The sequence below is a fragment of the Kineococcus sp. NPDC059986 genome (genome assembly GCF_040702905.1).
Taxonomy (GTDB): domain Bacteria; phylum Actinomycetota; class Actinomycetes; order Actinomycetales; family Kineococcaceae; genus Kineococcus.
The window spans coordinates 1-18596 of the sequence record NZ_JBFBND010000036.1 but is presented as its reverse complement, the minus strand read 5'-3'; the positions used below and the strand labels follow the sequence as shown (position 1 = coordinate 18596).

At 72.8% G+C, this 18596-nt stretch carries 21 protein-coding genes, 1 tRNA gene and 1 pseudogene; 21 read left to right on the top strand and 2 right to left on the bottom strand.

Annotated elements, in window-relative coordinates:
* Nucleotides 1-41 precede the first annotated feature (41 nt).
* The 17 genes and pseudogenes from AB0637_RS20605 to AB0637_RS20525 all read left to right on the top strand — a co-directional run.
* The gene (locus AB0637_RS20605; protein ID WP_366174559.1) at nucleotides 42-284 is read left to right on the top strand and encodes a hypothetical protein; all 243 of its coding nucleotides are present in this window, start codon (nucleotides 42-44) and stop codon (nucleotides 282-284) included.
* On the top strand, nucleotides 281-688 hold the full coding sequence (locus AB0637_RS20600; protein WP_366174558.1) for a TadE family protein: 408 nt from the start codon (nucleotides 281-283) through the stop codon (nucleotides 686-688). The genes AB0637_RS20605 and AB0637_RS20600 overlap by 4 nt, the downstream gene beginning before the upstream one ends.
* Nucleotides 685-1092: a TadE/TadG family type IV pilus assembly protein gene (locus AB0637_RS20595; protein ID WP_366174557.1), complete on the top strand. Its 408-nt coding sequence runs from the start codon at nucleotides 685-687 to the stop codon at nucleotides 1090-1092. The genes AB0637_RS20600 and AB0637_RS20595 overlap by 4 nt, the downstream gene beginning before the upstream one ends.
* A complete protein-coding gene (locus AB0637_RS20590; protein WP_366174556.1) occupies nucleotides 1089-1553 on the top strand; it encodes a pilus assembly protein TadG-related protein in 465 nt (154 codons plus the stop codon). The genes AB0637_RS20595 and AB0637_RS20590 overlap by 4 nt, the downstream gene beginning before the upstream one ends.
* Complete coding sequence (locus AB0637_RS20585) at nucleotides 1550-2149, top strand: hypothetical protein (protein WP_366174555.1); 600 nt, start codon at nucleotides 1550-1552, stop codon at nucleotides 2147-2149. The genes AB0637_RS20590 and AB0637_RS20585 overlap by 4 nt, the downstream gene beginning before the upstream one ends.
* Nucleotides 2149-3297, top strand: coding sequence for a hypothetical protein (locus AB0637_RS20580; protein WP_366174554.1), 1149 nt, complete (start codon nucleotides 2149-2151; stop codon nucleotides 3295-3297). The genes AB0637_RS20585 and AB0637_RS20580 overlap by 1 nt, the downstream gene beginning before the upstream one ends.
* Nucleotides 3294-4196 (top strand): hypothetical protein, encoded by a 903-nt coding sequence (locus AB0637_RS20575; RefSeq protein WP_366174553.1) that lies wholly within the window; start codon nucleotides 3294-3296, stop codon nucleotides 4194-4196. The genes AB0637_RS20580 and AB0637_RS20575 overlap by 4 nt, the downstream gene beginning before the upstream one ends.
* A 42-nt stretch (nucleotides 4197-4238) precedes the next feature.
* Nucleotides 4239-5144: a ScpA family protein gene (locus tag AB0637_RS20570; RefSeq protein WP_366174552.1), complete on the top strand. Its 906-nt coding sequence runs from the start codon at nucleotides 4239-4241 to the stop codon at nucleotides 5142-5144.
* 86 nt (nucleotides 5145-5230) lie between these two features.
* On the top strand, nucleotides 5231-5914 hold the full coding sequence (gene scpB / locus AB0637_RS20565) for an SMC-Scp complex subunit ScpB (RefSeq protein WP_366174582.1): 684 nt from the start codon (nucleotides 5231-5233) through the stop codon (nucleotides 5912-5914).
* Nucleotides 5911-6927, top strand: a complete 1017-nt coding sequence (locus AB0637_RS20560; protein WP_366174551.1) for a pseudouridine synthase — start codon at nucleotides 5911-5913, stop codon at nucleotides 6925-6927. Before scpB ends, AB0637_RS20560 begins: the two co-directional genes overlap by 4 nt.
* Nucleotides 6928-6998: 71 nt before the next feature.
* Entirely contained in the window at nucleotides 6999-7361 is a 363-nt protein-coding gene (aroH, locus tag AB0637_RS20555) for a chorismate mutase (RefSeq protein WP_366174550.1), read from the top strand.
* Between the two features lie 10 nt (nucleotides 7362-7371).
* A complete protein-coding gene (locus AB0637_RS20550; RefSeq protein WP_366174549.1) occupies nucleotides 7372-8484 on the top strand; it encodes a prephenate dehydrogenase in 1113 nt (370 codons plus the stop codon).
* A gap of 101 nt (nucleotides 8485-8585) precedes the next feature.
* The gene (cmk, locus tag AB0637_RS20545) at nucleotides 8586-9332 is read left to right on the top strand and encodes a (d)CMP kinase (protein WP_366174581.1); all 747 of its coding nucleotides are present in this window, start codon (nucleotides 8586-8588) and stop codon (nucleotides 9330-9332) included.
* A complete protein-coding gene (locus AB0637_RS20540) occupies nucleotides 9329-10093 on the top strand; it encodes a lysophospholipid acyltransferase family protein (RefSeq protein WP_366174548.1) in 765 nt (254 codons plus the stop codon). The genes cmk and AB0637_RS20540 overlap by 4 nt, the downstream gene beginning before the upstream one ends.
* On the top strand, nucleotides 10090-11583 hold the full coding sequence (gene der, locus AB0637_RS20535) for a ribosome biogenesis GTPase Der (RefSeq protein ID WP_366174547.1): 1494 nt from the start codon (nucleotides 10090-10092) through the stop codon (nucleotides 11581-11583). Before AB0637_RS20540 ends, der begins: the two co-directional genes overlap by 4 nt.
* A gap of 42 nt (nucleotides 11584-11625) precedes the next feature.
* Nucleotides 11626-11702, top strand: a tRNA-Pro gene (locus AB0637_RS20530).
* 514 nt (nucleotides 11703-12216) lie between these two features.
* Nucleotides 12217-12612 (top strand): annotated as a pseudogene (locus AB0637_RS20525) (response regulator); the annotation flags it as partial.
* A gap of 495 nt (nucleotides 12613-13107) precedes the next feature.
* Here AB0637_RS20525 and AB0637_RS20520 read toward each other — a convergent pair.
* Complete coding sequence (locus tag AB0637_RS20520; protein ID WP_366174546.1) at nucleotides 13108-14241, bottom strand: site-specific integrase; 1134 nt, start codon at nucleotides 14239-14241, stop codon at nucleotides 13108-13110.
* A 375-nt stretch (nucleotides 14242-14616) separates the two neighbouring features.
* On the opposite strand from AB0637_RS20520, the gene AB0637_RS20515 reads away from it, so the two are divergent.
* The 4 genes from AB0637_RS20515 (at nucleotide 14617) to AB0637_RS20500 (ending at nucleotide 16880) form a co-directional block, all read left to right on the top strand.
* The gene (locus tag AB0637_RS20515) at nucleotides 14617-14817 is read left to right on the top strand and encodes a helix-turn-helix domain-containing protein (RefSeq protein ID WP_366174545.1); all 201 of its coding nucleotides are present in this window, start codon (nucleotides 14617-14619) and stop codon (nucleotides 14815-14817) included.
* Between the two features lie 453 nt (nucleotides 14818-15270).
* The gene (locus tag AB0637_RS20510; RefSeq protein ID WP_366174544.1) at nucleotides 15271-16251 is read left to right on the top strand and encodes an AAA family ATPase; all 981 of its coding nucleotides are present in this window, start codon (nucleotides 15271-15273) and stop codon (nucleotides 16249-16251) included.
* Nucleotides 16191-16493, top strand: coding sequence for an AAA family ATPase (locus AB0637_RS20505; RefSeq protein ID WP_366174580.1), 303 nt, complete (start codon nucleotides 16191-16193; stop codon nucleotides 16491-16493). The genes AB0637_RS20510 and AB0637_RS20505 overlap by 61 nt, the downstream gene beginning before the upstream one ends.
* 9 nt (nucleotides 16494-16502) lie before the next feature.
* On the top strand, nucleotides 16503-16880 hold the full coding sequence (locus AB0637_RS20500; RefSeq protein WP_366174543.1) for a hypothetical protein: 378 nt from the start codon (nucleotides 16503-16505) through the stop codon (nucleotides 16878-16880).
* A gap of 43 nt (nucleotides 16881-16923) precedes the next feature.
* Here AB0637_RS20500 and AB0637_RS20495 read toward each other — a convergent pair whose 3' ends face one another.
* Entirely contained in the window at nucleotides 16924-18075 is a 1152-nt protein-coding gene (locus AB0637_RS20495) for an AAA family ATPase (RefSeq protein WP_366174542.1), read from the bottom strand.
* Nucleotides 18076-18596 lie beyond the last annotated feature (521 nt).

Here is an 18596-nt window from a genome sequence, read left to right as displayed (position 1 = left end):
GACCACCACCCCCACCGCACCACCGACCGGAGGAGAACCCCATGTCCCGCTCGACCCCGCGCCGCTCGCCGGTGTTCCTGGAGACCCTCGTGGCGCGGTGGCGCCGGGCAACGGCCGTCGGCCGGGACGCCGGTGCCTCAGCCCTGGAGTGGGCCGTCATCGCGGCGGTCGTCGTGGTGGCCGCCTCGCTCATCGGCGGGGCGGTCTACAAGATCGTCCAGGACAAGAGCAGGGAGCTGCAGACCTGCGCCTCCGTCGCGGTCGGAAGTTCCTGCACGTCGTGACCCGGTCCGCCGCCGACCGGGGGTCCGCCGCGCTGGAGATGGCGTTCGTGGCCCCCGCGTTCCTGCTGCTGGTGTTCTTCGGCATCCAGGCCGGGTTGTGGGCGTACGGGCGGTCCGTCGCGCTCGCCGCGGCCCGCGAGGGCGTCGCCCAGTTGCGGGTCCTGCCCGACGAGCAGTCCGCGGCGTCCGCCGACCCCGTCGTGCGGGCCCACGTGGAGCAGTTCGCCGCCACGGTGGGTCGGGAGTCCCTGCTGGAACCCCACGCCGTCACGGCGTGGACCCCGGCGCGCGACCGGGTCACCGTCGAGGTGAGCGGTCGCGTCGTGAGCCTCGTCCCCGGTCTGGACCTGCGCACGACCCAGCGCGCCTCGGGCACGGTGGAACGGTTCGGGAGCGCCCGGTGACCGCCCGTCGCGACGACGGGTCGATCGCCCTGGAGTTCGTGCTCGTGGCCCCCGCGCTGCTCCTGCTCGTCGCGTTCCTGCTGGGCTGCGCTCGGTACACGTCCGCGGGCGCCACCCTGGACGCCGGGGTGCGCGACGCGGCGCGGGCCGCGACGACGGCGCGGTCGGCGGTCGACGCCCAGCGCCGCGCCGCCGACGTCGTCCGGGGTGCCGTCGGACCGGGCGCGTGCGCCGACACCCTCGTCGTGGACCCCCTGCCGGAGTTCGCCGCCGGTCGGCTCGTGACCGTCACCGCCCACTGCCGCGTGCCGCTGCGTGACCTGGGACTGCCCGGGGTCCCGGGCGCCCTCGACGTCACCGGAGCGTTCTCCTCGCCGCTGGACCCCAACCGGGAGCTGTCGTGAACCACCTGCGCGGACAGGAGGGGTCCATCGCCCCGGCCGTGCCCGTCCTCGCCCTCGTCCTGCTGCTGCTCGCGGGGCTGGTCGTCGACGCCGCCCGGCAGCTCACCGCCCGCGCCCGGGCCGTCGCCTACGCCGAGGAGGCCGCACGGGCCGGGGCCGCGGCCGTGGACCTCGACGCGGACGACCTCGCGCTGCTGCCCGAGGACCAGGTCGCGGCCCGCGTCACGGCGTACTGCCGGGCCGTCGCGGCCTCGGGGGCGCCGCTGGTCGACCCCGGGTCCTGCTTCCGGGGGACGACCAGCGTCGGCGACCCCGCCGGGCGGCGCACCGTCGTGCGCGCCCACGTCGACCTCGTCCTGCCGACGTCCCTGCTGGGCCTGGTCGGCGTCCGTGAACTGCGGGCCTCCGGTGACGGGAGCGCCCGGCCCTTCGAAGGAACCCGAGAGGAGGACGCCCGGTGATCCGTGCGCGTCACGTCCGCCGCACCGCCGCGTCCGCGGGGGTGCTGACCGTCGTCCTGACCGGCTGCGGGCAGCCGGCCCACCTCGCCCCGCCCACGGCGCCGCCGGCACCACCGAGCCCGGCGGCGACCACCGCGTCCGCGACCCCGGCCCCCTCGGTCCCGGTCCCCTCGGTCCCGGCGTCCACGGGCCCCGAGGACGCTGTGCGGGAGTACCTGCGGCAGCAGGCGCTCGCCGTCAACGCGGGCACGGCCGACCCCGCGGCCGTCCCGGGTCTCACGGCGTCCCTCACCCCGGAGGCGCTGTCCTGGGCGCTGCCCCTGCTCGCGGCCAACCTCGGGGACCGGATGCCCGGGCCGTACCCCGCCGGCGTGCTCGGGCGGCACGCCGCGGGCCCGGACCGGGTGGACCTCGCCCTGTGCCTGCAGGACCGCGGTTGGCAGGTCGACGCCAGGACCGGGGCCGCGCTCAACGCCCCGCACCACGCGACCGCGACGGCCGTCGTCGTCCGCCGCGACGGGCGCTGGCTCGTCGACGACCTCACCGCCGACGGCGGGACGTGCGCGGCCACCGACGTCACCGCGGAGCGGTTCTGATGGGCCGCGCCGTGGGCGCGGTACTGGGCGCGGTCGTGGTGGCGCTGGCCGTCCTCTCCGGGCCGTCGTCGGCGCAGGCCGCCGAGGCCGGTGCGGCGCGGCTGCTGTCCGCGGGCGGGGACGTCCACGGGACCGCAGGGTCGTGCGCGCTGTGGTCCAGCGCCGCGGGTGCGTACGGGATGCGCTGCGCCGGTGGCGGAACGGCCCGCAGCTACGCCGAACTCCTCGCCGGGGCGCCCGTCCCCGGCTGCTGGCTGCTGCCCGCGGGCAGCGAGCACGACCTCACCCCGGCCGACGCGCGCCCGGTCGACCTCGGTCCCGTGCCGACCCTGGTCCCGCCCCCTCCCGCGGTGACCGCGACCGTCGTCCCGTCCACCCCGGAACCGGACCCCGGCAGCACCCCGGGAACCCCCACGGGAACCCCCACGGGAACCCCCACGGGAACTCCCACGGCGGCTCCGATGCCGACCCCCACCGTCGCCCCGCCCGTCGAACTGCCCGAGCAGTTCCTGCGCGTGTGCCTGAGTCCGGCTCCGGACGCGCGGACCCTCGCCCCGGCGTGGGACACCACGCTGCTGACCTCGACGGTGACGCTGCTGCGCCACGACCCGCAGCGTCCGCGGTTCTGGTGGGAACTCACGACCGGGCAACGGCGCTACCTCACCCGCGCCGAGGCCCGCGGCGGTGTCGTCGAGGGGACCCTCGTCACCACCCCCTCGCGCACGCCCCGCATCGGGCAGGCGGTCGCGTTCTCCGCCGTCGCCGCGTCCGCCCCGACGATCGCGCTGGGGCGCAGCCGGATGCGCGGCGTCCTGACGTCCCTGGAGGTCCTGCCGGGAGAACCCGGCCGGCGTCCCGTCACGTGCGCGGGGCCCGGCCGGGAACTGCGGGCGGGGGAGACCGACCGCACCGGTCCGGACGTCTGCTCGTTCCGCTACGGCCGGACCTCGGCGGCCGGTGCCGGCGACCAGGACACCTACGCCGTGACCGGCACCGAGACGTGGCGCATCGAGAGCAGCGCCGACGACGGGGCCACCTGGACCGCCCTGCGCGAGGTGCGCCGCTCGGTCCGCGTCGACCTGCGCGTCACCGAGGTCCAGACGCTCGTCGTGCCCCTGACCCCCACCCGACCGGAGGAGAACCCGTGACCGGCACCCCCACCCGCGACCGCCTGCCGCGCGCGGCCCTCAGCGGGCGCACCCGGGCCGGGGAGGTGCTGCGGGGGCTGGCCGCCGCGGCGGTCCTCCTCGCGGTGCTCGGCGGCGTCCCGTGGGCCCTCGCCACGCTGGTCGGGAACCCGCTGCCCACGACCGTCCCCGACCGCAGCTGGCTCGACGCCGAGCTGTCGACGACGGCCGTCCTCGACGTCCTCGCCGTCGTCCTCTGGCTCCTGTGGCTGCACTTCGTCGTCTGCGTCCTGCTCGAGCTGCACGCCTGGGCGTCCGGGGCCCCGTCCGCCCGCGCGGTCCTGGGGGGACCGGCGCCCCTGCTGGCCCGGCGGCTGGTCGCGGCCGTGCTGCTCGTCGCCGCCGGGACCGTGCCGGTCGCCGCACCGGCCCTCGCGCTCGAGCACGCCCCCGTCGCGACGGCGACCCCCGAGGCCGGCTGGCCCGCTGGGCACGACGCCGGCTGGCCCGCCGGGCACGACGCCGGCTGGCCCGCGGGGCACGAGGCCGGCGCGGCCCGCACGGTCGTGGGCGGTGACGCCGGTCCCGCGACCACCGCGACGCCGGACCCCGCCCGGTCCGTGCCGTCGGCCACCCCGGTGACGCCGACGGTGGACGACGCGTCGCCGGAGGCGCGGGGCCTCGTCGTCTACGTCGTCCAGCCGCCGAACGGCCGCCACCACGACTGCCTCTGGGACATCGCCGAGCGCACCCTCGGCGACCCGCTGCGCCACCGCGAGGTCTTCGAGCTCAACCGCGACCGGGTGCAGGCCGACGGGTCGCGGTTCTCCGACGCCGACCTCGTCCGCCCGGGCTGGACGCTCCTGCTGCCGGCCGACGCGGTCGTGGGCGCGGCCACCGCGACGCCCGGCGGTGCGTAGCGGCGGAGCCGGGGGGCGCCGGCGGTCGCTACCGTGTCCCGCGTGAGCGCCCCCGCCCCGACCCCCGCAGCGGACGTGAACCCGCTGACCGGCCGTCGCGGCTTCACCGTGTCGCTCCCGAACTTCTCCGGCCCCTTCGACCTGCTGCTCGGCCTCATCACCAAGCACCAGCTCGACGTCACCGAGGTCGCCCTCGCGCGCGTCACCGACGAGTTCATCGGCCACATCCGCGCCGCGCAGCGGGCGGCCAAGGAGGGGGGAGCGGACTGGGACCTCGACGAGGCCAGCGAGTTCCTCCTCGTCGCCGCCACCCTGCTCGACCTCAAGGCCGCCCGGTTGCTGCCGGCGGCCGAGGTGGAGGACGCCGAGGACCTGGCCCTGCTCGAGGCGCGCGACCTGCTGTTCGCCCGGCTGCTGCAGTACCGCGCCTACAAGCAGGTCGCGGCGCTGCTGGGGGAACGGTTCGCCGAGGCGTCGCGACGGGTGCCGCGGGCCGTCGCCCTCGAACCCCACTTCGAGAAGCTGCTGCCGGAACTGGTCCTCACCGTCAGCCCCGAGCAGTTCGCGGCCGTCGCCGCCCGCGCGCTCACCCCCAAACCCGTTCCCGTCGTCGGGCTCGACCACCTGCACGCCAGTGCCGTCAGCATCCGGGAACAGGCCGTGCTCATGGTCGACCGGTTGCGCCGCAAGGGGACGGCGACGTTCGCCGAACTCGTCGCCGACGCGGGGGAGGGGGAACTCGGAACCCTCGTCATCGTCGCCCGGTTCCTGGCCGTCCTGGAACTGTTCCGCGAACGTCGGGTGCGGCTGGAACAACCGGAGGCGCTCGGCGCGCTGACCGTGCGCTGGGACCCCGAGGCCGAGGCGAACCAGGGGTCGGGGGCCGCGGCCGTGCCGTCGGGGTTGGACGAGTTCGAGGGAACGGCCCAGGAAGGGAGCGCGTCGTGACCGACGTCACGCAGGAGACCCACGAGACGCCGGGGACTGACGGGACACCACCGGAGGAGGACCCGGGCCGCCGCGTCCGCGCGGCGATCGAGGCCGTCCTCATGGTCGCCGACGAACCCGTGGCGGTCCCGGCCCTGGCCCGCGCGACGGGGGAGCAGCCCGACGAGGTCGACCTGCTGCTGCGCGAACTCGCGGGGGAGTACGCCGAGCAGGGGCGGGGGTTCGAGCTGCGCGAGCTCTCCGGCGGGTGGCGCATGTACTCCCGCGCCGAGCACGCCGACGTGGTGGAGGCGTTCCTGCTCGACGGCCAGACGGCGAAGCTGACGCAGGCCGCGCTGGAGACGCTCGCGATCGTCGCGTACCGCCAGCCGGTGAGCCGGTCCCGCGTCTCGGCCGTCCGCGGCGTGAGCGTCGACGGCGTCATGCGGACGCTGCTGACGCGCGGCCTGGTGAGCGAGGCCGGGGTCGAGGCGACGTCCGGGGCGACGCTGTACCGCACGACGGAGGATTTCCTGCAGCGGATGGGGCTCGACAGCCTCGACGACCTGCCGCCGCTGGCGCCGTTCCTGCCCGACGAGGTCTCCCTCGAGGACCTCGAACCGGCCGAGGTGCTCGCCGAACCCGTCCCCCTCCCGGAGCCCGCCCGCGAGCACGTGGTCGAGGGGACGCCCGCGGTGGGGGATGATGGAGGGTCGGCGGACGCAGCGTCCAGCGATGCGACGGCGTCCACCGACCACCCAGAACCCCAGCAGCAGGAGGACCAGTCATGACCCCGCAGGCACCCCGCGGCGGCGGCCGAGGGCAGGGCCGCCCCCAGCGCCCCACGTCGGGGCGCGGCAAGGGCCCCCAGGCGGGCAAGGGTCAGGCCGGGAAGGGTCAGGCCGGCAAGCCTCAGGCGCGCTCCGGCGGCAGCTCGGGCGCCGGGGCGCCGCGCACGGGCGGCGCACCCAACCGTCGCGGTGCCGCGCAGCGCATGACGGACCGGATCGCCCCCGCGCCGCAGCCGCCCCGCCGCGGTCCGGCCCCCATCCGGCGCCCCGGGGCCGACGTCCACGACCCCGAGGGCGTGCGCCTGCAGAAGGTGCTCGCCCAGGCCGGGGCCGGGTCCCGGCGTGCCTGCGAGGAGATGATCGCCGCGGGCCGGGTCACGGTCGACGGCGAGGTCGTCACCGAGCTCGGCGTCCGCATCGACCCCACGCGCCAGGTCGTCCACGTCGACGGGATGCGCTTCACCATCGACGACGAGCTCGTCTACATCATGGTCAACAAGCCCAAGGGCGTCGTGTCGACCATGTACGACGAGCAGGACCGGCTGAACCTCGCCGACATGGTCGGCCCGCGCGAGCAGCGCCTCTTCCACGTCGGCCGGCTCGACCTCGACACCGAGGGCCTCATCCTGCTGACCAACGACGGGGCCCTGACGCACCGCCTGCAGCACCCGTCCTTCGGTGTCCAGAAGACGTACCTCGCCGAGGTGCGCGGGCCGGTCAAGCGCGAGCTGGGCCGCAACCTGCGCGCCGGCATCGAGCTCGACGACGGCCCCGTCGCGGTCGACTCCTTCAAGCTCGTCGACTCCAAGCCGGGCTACGCGCTCGTGGAGGTCGTCCTGCACGAGGGCCGCAAGCACGTCGTGCGCCGGCTGCTGGAGGCCGAGGGGTACCCCGTCCTCAAGCTCGTCCGCGTGCAGATGGGCCCGATCGTCCTGGGCGACCTCAAGCCCGGGAAGAACCGCCGCCTGACGCGCGGCGAGGTCCAGCAGCTCATGGCGGTCGCGGGGCTGTGACGACCTCCTCGACCACCTCCACGACGACCTCCTCGCCCACGGGCCACCCCGCGGTCGGTACTCTTCCGCGCGTGTCGGTGAGGGCGGTCCGTGGTGCGGTGCAGGTGGACGTCGACGAGCGCGAGGAGGTGCTGGCGCGCACGCGGGACCTCGTGTCCGAGGTCATCCGCGCCAACGACCTCACCCTCGACGACTTCATCAGCGTGATCTTCACCTCCACGGCGGACCTCGTCTCGGAGTTCCCGGCCGTCGCCGCCCGCGAGCTGGGGATGGGTGACGTCCCGCTCATGTGCGCGCGGGAGCTGGAGATCGCGGGGTCCATGCCGCGGGTCATCCGCCTCATGGCGCACGTCGAGACGACGCGCGCCCGCGCGGACGTCAAGCACGTGTACCTCAACGGGGCGCAGGCCCTGCGCCGCGACATCGCGCAGTGACCCTCTCCCCGTGACTCTCGACGCTGCGGCACCCGCCCGCACGACCGGCACCGTCCGCGTCGTCGGGACGGGCCTGCTCGGCACGTCGGCGGCCCTGGCGCTGACCATGCGGCACGTGGACGTCGTGCTCACCGACCCCTCGCCGACGGCCGTGGCGTTGGCCCGCGACCTGGGCGCCGGCCGCTTCGCCGCCCCGGGGGACGCCCCCGCCCTCGTCCTGGTGGCCTGCCCCCCGGACGTGGTCGCCGACGTCGTCGCGGACGAGCTCGCCCGGTTCCCCGACGCCGTCGTCACCGACGTGGCGAGCGTCAAGGGCGGGCCGCTGGCCACCCTGCGCTCCCGCGGCGCCGACCTGTCCCGGTACGTCGGCTCGCACCCCATGGCGGGGCGGGAGCGGTCGGGTGCCGTCGCGGCCCGCACCGACCTGTTCGCCGGCCGGCCCTGGGTCATCGCGGCGACGGAGGAGACGCGACCGGCTGCGCTGCAAGCGGTCCGCGACCTCGTGGCCGACTGCGGCGGGGTCCCGGTGACGATGCCCGCCCACGAGCACGACGAGGCCGTCGCCCTCGTCTCGCACGCCCCGCAGGTCGCCGCCAGCCTCGTCGCGGCGCGGTTGCGCGACGCGGCGGAACCGGCCGTGGGCCTGGCCGGGCAGGGGTTGCGGGACGTCACCCGGATCGCCGGCAGCGACCCCGCCCTGTGGGCCCAGATCCTCGCCGGCAACGCCGCGCCCGTCGCGGACGTGCTCGACGCGCTGCGGGCCGACCTCGACGAGGTCATCGGCGCGCTGCGCTCCCTCGCGCAGGACCCCGTGGCGCCCGGGGCCCGTGCGCGCCTCGCCCGCGCGATCGCCGACGGCGGTGCCGGCCGCGACCGCATCCCGGGCAAGCACGGCAGCGCGCCGACCCGCTACCGCACGGTCGTCGTCGTCGTGCCCGACCGCCCGGGCGCCCTGGGCCGGCTCCTCACGGACGTCGGGGAGGCCGGCGTGAACCTGGAGGACCTGCGGCTGGAGCACTCCGAGGGGCAGGCCGTCGCGCTCGCCAGCATCGACGTGCTGCCCGCGTCGGCGCAGCCCCTCGTGGACGCCCTACGGGCCCGCGGGTGGACGGTCCCGCGCTGAACTCCGGTTCGGGAACGGGGCCCCGTGTCGACTAACCTCGTCCGGTGTCCTCCACCCCCGCTGCCCGTGGTCCCGTCGCGTCCCCAACGGCCGACCAGGAGGTGTCCGTGGTGACCACCCCGCTCGTCGTCGCCGTCGACGGTCCCTCCGGCAGCGGCAAGTCCAGCGTCAGCCGGGCGACCGCCGCTGCGCTGCGCGTGGCCTTCCTGGACACCGGGGCGATGTACCGCGCCGTGACCTGGGCCGTCCTCGAGGCCGGGGTCGACCTGGCCGACGCCGCGGCCGTCGCCGCCCACGTGCGGACCGTCCCGCTCGTGGTGGGGACCGACCCGCAGGCACCGACCGTGGCCGCCGTCGTCGACGGCGCCGAGGTCGACCTCACCGAGGCCGTCCGCACGGACCGCGTCACGGCCAACGTCAGCGCGGTCGCGGCCGTCCAGGCCGTCCGGCACGACCTCGTCCTGCGCCAGCGCACCCTCATTGAGGCCGCCTGCGTCGACCCCGAGCGGGGCCGCGAGCCCGGGATCGTCGCCGAGGGCCGTGACATCACGACCGTCGTCGCGCCCGACGCCGACGTCCGGATCCTGCTGACCGCCGACGAGTCCGTCCGCCTGGCCCGCCGCGCCCAGCAGGACCTCGGCACCGCCGACTCCGACGCCCTCGAGGCCACCCGCCGCGGGGTCGTCGAACGCGACCGCGTGGACTCCCGGACGACGGCCTTCACGACGGCCGCCGACGGTGTCGTGACCGTGGACTCCTCCGCGCTGGACTTCGACGGCACCGTGGCGGCCGTGCTGGACGTCGTCGAGCGCCAGGTGCGTGCGGGGCGGGCGGGGGGGCCTGCGTGAAGCTGCGTCCCCACTCCGCCCCGACGCGCGGGTCCCTGCCGGGCGAACCCTTCGCCTGGACCCGCGGCGTGGGCAAGGTCTTCGCGCACGGCGTCTGGAACTCCCGCGTCCTGGGCGCCGAGAACGTGCCGCGGACCGGGCCGGTCCTCTTCGCCGCCAACCACGCCTCGATCATGGACGGGCCGCTGCTGTTCGGCGTCACCCCGCGGCCGGCGCACTTCCTCGTCAAGAGCGAGATGTTCACCGGCTCCCCGCTCAACCGGTTCGTGGGCTGGTCGCTGCTGCAGGCCGGCCAGATCCCCATCGACCGCACCCGCGGCGACCGGGACGCCCTGCAGTCGGTCCTCGCCGTCCTCGCCGCCGGTGGCGCGGCGGGCGTGTTCCCCGAGGGCACCCGCGGGCGGGGCGACGCGGCCAGCGTGCGCTCCGGCATCGCCTGGATCGCGTTGCAGTCCGGTGCTCCCGTCGTCCCCGTCGCGTGCCTCGGCGCGCACCTGCCGGGGGAACCCCGGCGGTCGGTGCCCCCCGTGCGGCGCCGGCTGACGTTCTGCTTCGGCGAACCCTTCACGGTCGTCAAGGAACCCGGCGTCCCCGGCCGGGTGGCCCTGGCCGCCGCGGTCGAACAGGTTCGCGTCAAGCTCTCCGGTCACGTGCTGAACTCCTTGCAGCGCACCGGTATCCAACTCCCCGATGACGACGCCGACGACGAGCTCGGGCTCGGCGACATGGCGTCCGACGACGTGCCAGGAGGCACCCGGTGACCCCCACCGACGACCCGCAGGAACCCTTCGAGACCACGGCCGGCGAGAACGTCGACGAGAACGTCGGGCAGGCGCTGCGCGTCGGCCTCGACGAGTACGACCTGTCCGAGGAGGACGTCGCGCTCCTCGACGCCGACGGCCTGCCGCTGGAGGACGAGGAGCAGGCCGGGCCGTTGCCCGTGCTCGCCGTGGTCGGCCGCCCGAACGTGGGCAAGTCGACGCTCGTCAACCGCATCATCGGCCGCCGCGAGGCCGTCGTGGAGGACGTCCCCGGCGTCACCCGCGACCGCGTCGCGTACCCCGCGAACTGGGCCGGCCGGGAGTTCACCCTCGTCGACACCGGCGGCTGGGAGGCCAAGGCCGAGGGCCTGAACCTCGCCGTCGCCGACCAGGCCGAACTCGCCATCGAGCTGGCCGACGCCGTCCTCTTCGTCGTCGACGGCACCGTCGGTGCGACCGCGAGCGACGAGCACGTCGTCCGGCTGCTGCGCCGTTCGGGTCGTCCCGTGGTCCTCGTGGCCAACAAGGTCGACGGCCCCCGCCAGGAGGCCGACGCGACCGCGCTGTGGTCCCTGGGCCTGGGCGAGCCGTACCCCGTCTCGGCCCTGCACGGGCGCGGCACGGGTGACGTCCTGGACGCCGCCGTGAAGGTGCTGCCCGCCGTCTCCGCCGTCGGCGGTGGCTACACCCAGCAGGGCGGCCCGCGCCGCGTGGCGCTGCTGGGCCGGCCCAACGTCGGCAAGAGCTCGATGCTCAACAAGCTCGCCGGGTCCGAACGGGTGGTCGTGCACCCCACGGCCGGCACGACGCGCGACCCCGTCGACGAGCTCATCGAGCTCGGCGGCCGCACGTGGCGCTTCGTCGACACCGCGGGCATCCGCCGCCGCGTTCACCTCACCAAGGGCGCCGACTTCTACGCCTCGCTGCGGACCCAGACGGCGCTGGAGAAGGCCGAGGTCGCCGTCGTGCTCGTCGACGCGAGCGTCCCGATCGCCGAGCAGGACATCCGCATCATCTCGACCGTCGTGGAGTCCGGCCGCGCGCTCGTCGTGGCCTACAACAAGTGGGACCTCACCGACGAGGAGCGCCGGCACTACCTCGAACGCGAGATCGAGAAGGAGCTCGTCCAGATCCCCTGGGCCCCCCGGGTGAACGTGTCGGCGCAGACGGGCCGGCACATGGAGAAGCTCGTCCCGGCCATCGACACGGCGCTGGAGTCGTGGGAGACCCGCATCCCCACGGGCCGCCTCAACGCGTTCCTCGGGCAGATCGTCGCCGCGCACCCGCACCCGGTCCGTGGGGGCAAGCAGCCGCGCATCCTGTTCGGCACCCAGGCCTCGACGCGGCCGCCGCGGTTCGTCGTCTTCGCCAGCGGGTTCCTCGAGGCCGGGTACCGCCGGTTCATCGAGCGTCGGTTGCGCGAGGAGTTCGGCTTCGTGGGCTCCCCGATCGAGCTGAGCGTGCGGGTGCGGGAGAAGCGCAAGCGATGAGGTAAGGTTCTACCCGGCTCGCTCGTTGAGGGCGGGTCGATTCGGGCTGTGGCGCAGCTTGGTAGCGCACTTGACTGGGGGTCAAGGGGTCGCAGGTTCAAATCCTGTCAGCCCGACCAGCGTTCGCGCAGGTCAGAGCGGGTGTCCACCTTCGGGTGGGCACCCGCTTCGTCGTGGTGACAGCAACGCTGACAGCAGCGACCCGGGTGGTCTTCAAGGCCCGCCGTGAGGTCGTCTCCTCGTGTTGGCTTCGCCGGGGAGTGACGCGTCGGCCACAGCGCCCTGCACGCGGACGGCAGCCAGTAGGCGAACGTCCAGACGACTCCGCAGCATCAGGTCAGTACGTGGCAAGCGTGTCGGCTCGAGGGGGTGTGATCTACATCGCACCCACCGGGGCCTCGACCAGTCCCGGGTGATCGCCGCCCAGCAGTCATCGTCGGCGCCAGGACGACGCGGCTGCACGTTCGACGACAGGACACGGTGTGCGAGCTGGCGCCTGTGTCGGCAGGTGGGGGAGCGGGCTCGGCTCCACGAACGCTGTGGTGGTCGACAACCCCAGTGCCACCAAGCGCCGTCTTCTTGCCCAGGAGAGTCAGCTCGGGCAAGTGCAAGGGGCGGGGGGGCAGGTGCGAGGTGGGCCAGAAGGTCCGTGTGCTCACGGTGGACGACTCCGTCGTCGTCCGGCGGCTGGTGACCGACGTCCTGGCCTCGGACCCGGCCATCGAGGTCGTCGGCACGGCGGCCAACGGGAAGATCGCGCTCGAGAAGATCGCCCAGCTCAACCCCGACGCGGTGACCCTGGACATCGAGATGCCTGTCGTGGACGGCCTCGAGACGATCAAGGAGATCCGCAAGCTCGACCGGAAGCTGCCGGTCATCATGTTCTCCACGCTCACCGAGCGCGGTGCGACGGCGACCCTGGAGGCCCTGTCCTCGGGTGCCTCCGACTACGTGACGAAGCCGGCCAACGTCGGCAGCGTCCAGGAGTCGATGGAGTCGGTCCGCCAGCAGCTCATCCCCAAGATCAAGGTGCTCGTCCCCGGGCTCGCCGCGCCGCCGCGCCGCCGTGTGCGGCGGCCTCCGCGACCCGGCCCGGACGGCGCCCCTGCGGCCCGGCCCGGACGGCGACCGCCTGGTCGGGCGCCGGACGAGAGGTCCCACAGCCTTCATCTCCCGTCAAACGCCGGTCGATCGCTCTCGGGATGCTTGTCCACGACGTGCCGGTAGCCGTCCTGGTGCACCGGCTCTTCCCACAGATGATTTCCGTCTCCGCAGGACGGCTCATCGACGTGGCCCGGTGGGTCGCGAGCCGCCGGGGGTTGCCGTGGCCGGTACCCAGCTCGCGCACGGATCTCGGCTGGCGGCCCCGCGGACCCCGTCCTGGTGCCTCACGTCGCCGGTCAAGGGCGTCATCCACGTGGAGATGGCGTAGAAGTTGTTGAAGTTGTCCTACGACGCCCCCTCGAGGACTTGGCATGCGTTCCTTTCGGACCCACGTCGACCCGCGGACCATCGAGCTGCTCGTCACCAGTCGACGGCCTGGTCCAACAGGTCTGCTGCTTCTCGTGCCTGCTCGCTGGAAACATGGCCGTAGACGTCCGCCGTCACCCCGTAGGACGAGTGTCCGAGGTGCACCTGGGCAACCTTGGTCGGCGCCCCCATGGCCAGCAGGAAGCTCGCGGCCGAGTGTCGGAGCGTGTGCAGGTGTGTACCCTCCAGGTCCGCAGCCCGCACGACGGTCTCGAACCGCCGGAGGACGTTGCGCGGTTCCAAGGGACCTCCGACCTCGGTCGTGAAGACCAGGTCCTGGTCCGACCACGCTTCCCCCGCGGCCAGACGCTCAGCAGCCTGCGCCCGGCGCTGCGTCCGCAGGGCGTCCACCGCGGCCGTTGGCAGGGGGATCGTCCGGCGGGACTTCTCCGTCTTCGGCGGTCCGAGGACCAACCCCTCGCTCGTGCGCGAGAGGGTCCACCTGACGCGCAGGGTGCGAGCCTCCAGGTCGACGTCCTCCCAGTGCAGTCCCAGACCCTCGCCGCGACGCAGGCCGGTCGCCAGCAGCAACCGCACGTACGGTTCGATGCGCTCGCCTCTCAGCGCCTCGAAGAGTCGCCCGACGTCGGACCGACCCAGGTAGGTCGCCTCCTTGCGCTCGACGGGAGGACGGGGAACGGCTGCGCAGACGTTGCGGTTCAGGTGCCCGTCGCGCACCGCGATGTCCAGGGCGGCCCTCAGGACCGAGTACATCGTCCTGACGCTCGAAGCGGACAGCCCCGACATCTTCTTCTTCATCACCAGCGCCTCGACGTCGGTGGGCCGGAGGCCCGCCAGCGTCTTGGTGCCCAAGGCGGGGATGAGGTGCTTTCGGGTCATCGCGGCGTACAGGTCCTTCGTGGACCGCTGGCGGTCGCTCGCCTCGAGGGCGCCGGCCATCCAGTCCGTCAACCACGTCGCCACCGACATGGTGCTGTCCCGCACGGGCTGGCCGGCCTCCGCGCGGGCCCGGGCCTCACGCAGCTTGCTGCGCGCCGCGGCCTGCGTCTTGCCGTAGACCGTCTTGCGCACGGTCTTGCCCTCGTCGTCCACGTACGTCAGTGCCCCGGCCCACCGGCCGTCGGCCCTCCTGTACAGCGACCCCTCACCGTTGGCGCGCCTGCCCATCAGTTGTACTCCTTCGTCATCATCACCACGACGAACAGCAAGTTCTTCGTGTACTTCGTCCCCTCACCGGTCCCGAACGGACGGGGGAGGGGTGTGGGCTTCCGGGCCCGGCGCGCGGGGCGAAACGCCTGCCGCTCGTCTAACGGGTGTTACTGCGGCACGCCATTGACCGGCGCCAGTAGACCGTTCCGACCAGTAGTAGCCGACCTTGGGGGACCGAGGGAAGTAGCTGGTGCAAACCGTTGCAGGACAACGAGAACAAATGATGTCGGAAGTGCTGCCCGATCTCACGCGACATCGCTGACGCCCTCTGGTTTCCTTCAAACACGGCGACGCACGGGTTCGTGCGGACGTCCACATCTGGAGGAGGTTTCGATGGAAGAAGCGCTGTTGCTGTCGATCGAGCAGTCCGCGCGTCAGCTCGGACTGGGACGGACCCAGCTGTACGAGCTGGTCGCCGCTGGCGACATCGAGGTGGTGAAGGTCGGACGGCGGACGCTCGTGCCGCAGGCCAGCCTGCGCTCGTTCGTCGAGATGCTGCGGCAGCAGGGAGTGTCGGCCCCCACGGGCGGATGAGGACGAAGAACAAGCAGTTGAGGACATGGGACTCGGAAGGAGATCGGACGTCGAGCGTTGAGGTCCAGACCCGTTCGATGACCCAGTCATCCAGACGATCAAGAGACGAGGAGTGCACGTGAACGAGAAGGTGACGGTGGCCCCGGACCAGGGGGCCACCGCCGGTATCAGCACGCTGGTGGCCACTGATGAGAACAGTCTGCTCCTCCGGAGCCGGGAGGTGCCAGCCTGATGGCCACGTTGTCGGAGATCCGCGACCTGCTGGACGCGTGCGGCTGCGCGCCGCGAGAGCAGGGTGGGAACGCCCTGAGGGCCCGGTGCCCCGCGCACGACGACCGCACCCCGAGCCTGAGCGTCAAGTCCGACGGCAGGCGCATCCTGCGGACCTGTCACGCTGGTTGCGACTTCCGGGACGTCGTCGCCCAGCTGGGTCTGTCGGTCAGCGACCTGTTCGTGGACGAGGCGACGCGGAGCTACAGCTGCGGGCCGGCGACCCCGGTCGCCACGTACCCGTACCACGACGCGCAGGGGAAGGTGGTGGTGACGAAGACGCGCTTCGCGCCCAAGTCCTTCTCCATCGAGCCGGCGGGCGTCCTGGGCGCGATGGGGGAGAAGTACTTGTACCGCCTGCCCGAAGTCCTGGCGGCGGCCGCGCGCGGAGAAGTCGTGCTGGTCACCGAGGGGGAGAAGGACGCCGACGCCGCCCGCGCGCTGGGGTACACCGCGACCTGCAACATCGAGGGTGCTTCCAAGGCGGGAGCGAGCAGCAAGTGGCGTCCGGAGTACACGGCGCAGCTGAAGGGGGCTCGCGTGCGGGTCGTCCAGGACCGAGACGCGGCGGGGCAGGGCCACGCCGCCAGCATCGTCCAGCGCTTGGTGAAGGCGAACATCCCCTGCGAGATCCTGGAAAGCAGGAGCGGAAAGGACCTCAGCGACCACCTCGACGCCGGGTACGCCATCGAGGAGCTCGCACCCGTCGCCCTGACGGACGACTGTGCTGACGTGGGCCCCCTGACGGCCGAGGACTCGAACCCGGTCGGGATCCTCAGCCTCGCGGACGTCGAGGTCGAACCGGTCCACTGGCTGTGGCCCGGCTACCTGCCGGCCGGCAAGCTCGTCGTCGTCGAAGGCGACCCTTCTGCCAGCAAGTCGAGCGGATTCATCGACCTCATGGCTCGGGTGACGGTGGGAGCCCCCTGGCCCGACGGACAGGTGGGAACTGCGCCTGGCGTCGTGATGCTCTTGTCCGCCGAGGACGGGCTGGGGGACACCATCAAACCGCGGTTCGTCGTCGCGGGGGCTGACGAGGCGAACGTCAAGATCCTGACGTCGGTCGACATCGCGTCCGCGGGGGAGGTAGCCAGCGGGAGGTCATCCTGCCGCGCGACGTCGGGAACATCGAGCGACGCATCCGAGAGTTCAACGTCGAGATGATGGTGGTGGACGTCCTGGCGGCGTACCTGGACCCGACCGTGAACGGGAACAGCGACCAGGGCGTGCGGAGCGTGCTCACGCCCCTCGCGGGCGTCGCAGATCGGACCGGGTGCCTCATCGTGCTCATCCGGCACCTGAACAAGCGGACCGGCGACAACGCCTTGTACCGGGGCGGTGGCAGCATCGGCATCATCGGAGCCGCTCGGGCTACCTTCCTGATCGGACCGGACCCCCGAGACTAGGAGCGCCGCGTGATGGTCTGCCAGAAGATGAACATCGCCCCCAAACCCCGCGCGATGGCGTACCGCATCGTGACCTCCGAGACCCACGACGTGGCGCGCATCCAGTGGGAGTCCGAACCCACCGACATGACGGCAGACGAGCTCCTCGAGGGGACGGCGTTCTCGGAAGGGCGCACCGCCCGCGTCGACAGGGTCGTGAAGTGGTTGCGCCACTACCTGACGGAGAACGGGGGGCGGGCAGGAGCGAAGGACGTCCTGCGTGCTGGTGAGGCGCTGGGCTTCTCGAAGGACACGGTCAAGCGGGCCAGGGCCCGAGCGGGAGTGGACACCGCGAAGATGGGTCTCGGCGGTTGGGAATGGACGCTCGGGGAGGAAGAGGGCGAGTAGGTTCGCAAGGGGGCGGTGTGTGACACCGCCCCCTTCAACCCCTTCATCGACGCCGTGGTGCGGCGGAGGGGGCTGCCGCCGCCCGCCGGTCGCAAGAACCGTGAAGGCCACTCTCGTCATGATCATCGTGAACTTCGTCAGCAGTCGTGATCGCAAGTGCACCTCCATCGGCTTGGCCTGGCAGGGAGAGAGCTGTCCTGACCCCCTCTGAACTGGGAGGGAAACGGAGGGCGGGGCAGATGCTGGTGTTGTTGCTCCACGTCATCAAACAGATCCTGGGGTAGAAGGAGTGGAAGAGGGCGCTTCCCGCACACTCCCCCTTCCTGTCGGTGAGGAGGCTCAAGACGGATGAGTACCGCCCGGGGTGCCACGCGGAGATTCCTGAGACATGCGGAGACGAAACCTGGCCAGGACGCGCCGGCCCGGAGCAGGCCCACGCTGTCCTTCCTGCGGCGGTTGGCGACGACGACGCTACGGCTGTGGAGCTCGACGTGGACCTCGAACAGCATGTCCAGGATGATGTCGAGGACGGTGATGAGCAGACGAAGTTCGAGGCGCCCTGCAACTCGGCCAAGGTGATCGTCGTGGGCTGCTCGGGGACGCCCGCGCCGGTCACCATGGCCTTGAAGTTGTCGAACTCGGCGATGTAGGTGACGGTCTCGCGGATCAGGAAGCGGTCCCAGACGGGCGCGAGGTGTTCGGGGAGCACCTCGTTGGCCGACGCCACCATCGTGATGAGCGGCAGCGCCAGTTCGACGTCGCCGTTGCGCCAGCGCCGCTCGTTCGCCACCCGCAGCAGGGAGCGGAGCATGTGCTCGCCCTTGTCGATCTCCTGGACCATCGCCAGGTGCGCGTCGGGCAGGTAGCCGGTGGTGTTGCGCACCCACCGGCCCTCCTTGTCGTAGTCGGGCATGTCGATCTGGCCGAAGAGTTCGTCCGTCTTCATCGCGTCGTGCATCTGGGTGGCGACGAGGCTCGCGCCGGTGATGCGGGCGACGATGGCCTCGTGCGCCGCGGACTTCGCCGCACCGATGGGCACGATGACGCCAGATCGTGTGTACGAATGCTTGATCACCTGCAAGCGCGTGGCTGGTATGCAGTTCTTCGTTTCACGCCGGGAGCCGTCGATCTGCGAGGTATGACGAACTGCAGCTCCTGTGGCGCCGAGATCGTGTACAGCGGTCGAGGACGGCATCGTCGCTTCTGCTCATCGCTGTGCAAATCCCGGTTCCAGTCGCAGAAGGTTCCACGTCGTACCGACCGTCGGGTCGGCAGATCGGACGAGGAAGCGTTCTTCCGGCGCGTCGAGGTGGTGGTCGGCGGTCCGAACGACGGTTGCTGGCACTGGACGGGGGCCGTCAGCAGGGGGTACGGACACTTCTACGTCCCCTCCGCCAAGAAGGTGGTGCTCGCGCACCGGTGGATCTATGAGTTCATGGTTAGAGACATCCCGGAGGGTCTCGACCTCGACCACACGTGCCACAACACTGCGTTGTGGTGTCGGAGACACTACGGCGCGACGTGTCTTCACCGGCGATGCGTCATGTGGCTGCACGCTGAGCCGGTGACCCGTGCGGTGAATTCGTTCCGAGGTGAGCGCTGGAATCGCTTTGTCACGCACTGAGCCTTTGTCAGTAGCGGTTCTCCATCTGGCTGAGGACGAGGGCCGTGGCGATGATCGCGGTGATGCGCCACGGGCAGAGGCTGACGTGGCGT